This window comes from Terriglobales bacterium (assembly GCA_035624455.1).
GTDB lineage: Bacteria > Acidobacteriota > Terriglobia > Terriglobales > Acidobacteriaceae > DASPRM01.
In genome coordinates this window covers 1-3,722 of the sequence record DASPRM010000083.1, presented here as the reverse complement: position 1 = coordinate 3,722, position 3,722 = coordinate 1, and the positions used below count along the sequence as shown (strand labels likewise).

Below are 3,722 nucleotides of genomic sequence, written 5' to 3'. Positions count from 1 at the left end.
CCGCCCCTGCAAATTATGACTTTGCCCAACATCTCCTGGAGGGCCGATTGCGGAAATGGCGGGTCTCGAAAATTGTTCGAGCGGCAATGTTTGCTTTCAGATCTTATAGCCGACGCTTCGCGGGCTTGCCAGCTTCGGGTGAATTCGGCGACGGCCTTCATCGAGCCGAGGCGGGCACGGTCCCGATGATCTAGGCCTCGCGCATTGTTTCGATCAAGACGATGCCGAATAGCACGAAGCCGGCGCCGAGAACCTGTGGTAACGACAGCGGTTCGCCTAGGAAGACGAAGGCCAGCGCTGCACCAAACACCGGCATCAGATGCACGAACTGCCCGGCGCGCGCGGGCCCGATGTCGGTCACGCCATACGACCAGAACAGGAAGCCGATCACCGAGCCGAAGATAGCGATATAGAAGGTTCCAATCAGCACCGGAAACGACAGGTGGAGCTGATTTCCTGATGCAGCAACCAGCATAAACGGCAGCAACATTGGCAGCGCAACGGCAATGCTGAACACGAGCGTCACCATTTGCGGTAGATCCGCAGGGCGACGGCGAAGTAGTAGCGAATAGCCAGCCCATACGGCAACGGCAACGAGCATCCACAGATCGCCGGTGTTGAAGCCTGTCGACCTAAGCACGCCCAGATCCCCGCGCGTGATGAGAATGGCAGCCCCGGCCATCGATAGTAGCACGCCGGTGGATTCCCATGCCGTCGGCCGTTTCCAACCGGCAAGGCTGGCGCCGAGAAGAATGACGACCGGTGAGAGCGAGAAGGTCAATAGGGCGTTGGTTGCCGGCGTGTGCTGCAGGGCCAGGTACACGAGGGGATGGAATAAGGCAATCCCGGTTGCGCCAAGGCCGGCAATCAGCCTCCATTCGCGAAACGCCACATGCGCGTGGCTCGCAATTTCGCGCCAGACGAAGGGGGCGAAGACGAGAAGTGAGATGAGCCAGCGGAAGAAGGTCAGTGCTACGGGGTTGACGTCGTCGCGCAGTGCGCGACCGACGACAAAGCTGCCTGACCAGAACAGCGCTGCCAGCGTCAACGCCAGGATGGGGAAGCGTAGCAGCGACGGCACGCCGGTCTTGCCGTGGTTCAAGAATTGTGCAGGCGCGGTGTTGGTCATGATGGCACCTATCGAGCGGAGTTATTGCATCCGATGGTGCCGGAAGCCCCGCGCGAAAGGCTTTGACATGGGCCTGATTTATCCTTGAAATATTTTTGATTCTCCGACAACGCCGGGCATCGCGCCGGTTGGGGAGGGCTGCTGTGATATTCCAGTTCAGTGGATATTCGATCGACATTGATCGTCGCGAGTTGCGGTGCGGCGCCAAGTTGATCGAAATCGGGCCGCAGGTCTTCGATCTGCTTGTCTACTTGATCCGCAACCGTGATCGGGTGGTCAGTAAGGATGACCTGCTAGACGCCATCTGGGAAGGGCGCGTCGTTTCCGAATCGACGCTCACCAGCCGTATCAATGCGGCCCGGCGCGCGATCGGCGACACCGGCGCCAGCCAAACCTTAATCAAAACGATTGCCCGCAAAGGGTTTCGCTTCATCGGTGAGGTCGAAGAGGGAAAAAAGGTATCGCCGCGGGCTTTGGCCGATGACGCCAAGGCAGCTGCTGGAGAACTGCGCCAGGAGATTCAATTCTGTACCACGTCCGACGGAGTTCGCATCGCCTACACCGCAGTTGGCAATGGACCTCCACTCGTCAAGACAGCGAATTGGCTCAACCATTTAGAGTACGATTGGCAGTGTCCTATTTGGAGCCATTTGCTGCGCTCGTTGGCCAGCAGGTACCGGCTTGTTCGATACGACGAACGCGGCAACGGCCTGTCCGATTGGGATGTGTGCGATATTTCCTTGGATGCGTTTGTGAACGATCTTGAGACAGTTATTGACACGGTCGGATTGAAGAAGTTCCCTCTCCTGGGTATTTCCCAGGGGTGTGCCGTCTCCGTAGCCTATGCTGTACGCCATCCCGAGCGTGTCACACGCCTTATTCTCTATGGAGGCTATGCCCGCGGCCGGCGCAAGCGTGGACAGCAGTCGGAGATCGCGCAGGCTGATGCAATCGTTACCCTTATACGCGAGGGATGGGGCCAGGAGAATCCGGCGTATCGCCAGCTCTTCACATCCCGCTTCATTCCGGGAGCGACATTAGAGCAGGCGCGTTGGTTTAATGAGCTACAGCGGACAACAACAACACCTGAAAATGCTGCGCGCATTCGGATCGCTCTCGACGACATCGATGTGACAGGACTGCTCCCTAGCGTTCGTGCGCCGACATTGGTCCTGCACTGCCGTAACGATGCGGTGCAACCTTTCGAGGAGGGGCGACGCATGGCAGCCGGTATATCCGGCTCGCGCTTCGTGGCGTTGGATGGGGGCAACCACCTGATCCTCGAGCAAGAACCGGCATGGGCCCGCTTTCTCGACGAAGTCACGCGATTTCTAGAAAGCTGAGCTCAAAGAGCAATTGCCCAATAATCAAGGGCTTTTCAAGAATTCTTCAAACCCGGTTCAAGGACTCCACGCCTGTGAGGGTCCATCCTCCATCTTGTGAGCGCACGATCGCGCCGCGGCGAGACAGGCGATGCCAAATCGTCCCGCGCACGCTCTGCAGCCTCACGATATTGGCTATCGGCATTGTGCCGGAGCGGAATGGATCGGAGGAACTCATGCCCACGCAGAACGCAGACTTTGCGCCGGTCATCGCTTTGCACTGTTCGGGCGCAGGGGCCGGGCAGTGGCGGCAGCTCGGCGAAACCCTCGGCCCCGCTTACACACTATTTGCTCCGGAGCACTACGGCTGCGAGCGCACAGGCCCCTGGACCGGCACGCATGCGTTCACGCTAGCCGACGAGGCAGCAAGGACCATCGATCTTGTCGATCGGTGCCGGGGGCAGGTCCATATTGTTGGTCACTCCTACGGCGGTGGCGTGGCCCTTCACGTGGCACTGGCGCGGCCAGAGCGTATTGCCAGCCTTGCGCTCTATGAGCCTTCTGCCTTTCATCTGCTCAAGGCTTTGGGGGATAAAGGCGGCGCAGCACTCGCAGAAATCCTACGGATTGCTCGCGAAACCGGAGAGGGGGTAATTGCCGGTGACTATGCCCGCGCCGTGGCCGCTTTCGTCGAGTATTGGGGCGGAGAAGGCGCATGGGCAGCATTGCGGCCGTCCGTGCAAGCGGCACTCATTCGCTGGGTTTGCAAGGCGCCTCTTGATTTTCGCGCCCTTATCGAAGAGCCAACCCAGCTTAGCGCCTACGCCCGCTTGACTATTCCTGTGCTAATTATGCGGGGAGAGCATGCACCCAAGCCTACGCGCATGATTGCAGAGACGCTGAGAAAATTGCTTCCTGCCGCCCGGCTAAGTATTATCAGCGGAGCAGGTCACATGGGTCCGCTGACGCATGGAGTTGTTGTCAACCAACTGATTACCTCGCATATCGCTGCGGCGGAAACCGCAATCTGCCAACTGGGCAGCCTTAGCTCACCTGTTACGGCGGCTGCCAACCTCAAAAGCTCGCGCTCTTTCGCTGGAGCTGTGCTGTAGACGATCTCTTCCATGGCGTCGAACAAAACAGGGAGGAACCAGCATGACCTTAAGGCCCGATCCAACCTTCCACGCTTCGCCGAAGCTTGCGATGGAAGCGCCACCAGAAAATTTTGCCTACACTTTGTTGCTCAGCCCGGACTTCTCGAAGCCGGATGC

Annotated in this window: 4 protein-coding genes; 3 read left to right on the top strand and 1 reads right to left on the bottom strand. The window is 58.9% G+C overall.

Annotation, left to right across the window (positions count from 1 at the left end):
- The coding region (locus tag VEG30_09215) for a hypothetical protein (GenBank protein ID HXZ80096.1) at nucleotides 1–194 on the top strand (194 nt) is incomplete at its 5' end.
- Here the strand turns inward: VEG30_09215 and VEG30_09210 are convergent.
- Nucleotides 191–1,129 (bottom strand): DMT family transporter, encoded by a 939-nt coding sequence (locus VEG30_09210; GenBank protein ID HXZ80095.1) that lies wholly within the window; start codon nucleotides 1,127–1,129, stop codon nucleotides 191–193. The two genes, VEG30_09215 and VEG30_09210, sit on opposite strands and share 4 nt — an antisense overlap.
- Before the next feature lie 143 nt (nucleotides 1,130–1,272).
- Between VEG30_09210 and VEG30_09205 the strand changes: the two genes are divergently transcribed.
- Both VEG30_09205 and VEG30_09200 read left to right on the top strand, forming a co-directional pair.
- Nucleotides 1,273–2,472 carry an alpha/beta fold hydrolase gene (locus VEG30_09205; protein HXZ80094.1) on the top strand — a complete coding sequence of 400 codons (1,200 nt, stop codon included), beginning with the start codon at nucleotides 1,273–1,275 and terminating at the stop codon, nucleotides 2,470–2,472.
- A gap of 215 nt (nucleotides 2,473–2,687) precedes the next feature.
- Nucleotides 2,688–3,563 (top strand): alpha/beta hydrolase, encoded by an 876-nt coding sequence (locus tag VEG30_09200; protein HXZ80093.1) that lies wholly within the window; start codon nucleotides 2,688–2,690, stop codon nucleotides 3,561–3,563.
- The last annotated feature ends 159 nt before the right edge of the window (nucleotides 3,564–3,722 follow it).

Bases quoted from the DNA above. Each gene is read 5' to 3' on its own strand.
- VEG30_09210 (HXZ80095.1), bottom strand. From the start codon at position 1,129: ATGACCAACACCGCGCCTGCACAATTCTTGAACCACGGCAAGACCGGC.
- VEG30_09200 (HXZ80093.1), top strand. From the start codon at position 2,688: ATGCCCACGCAGAACGCAGACTTTGCGCCGGTCATCGCTTTGCACTGT.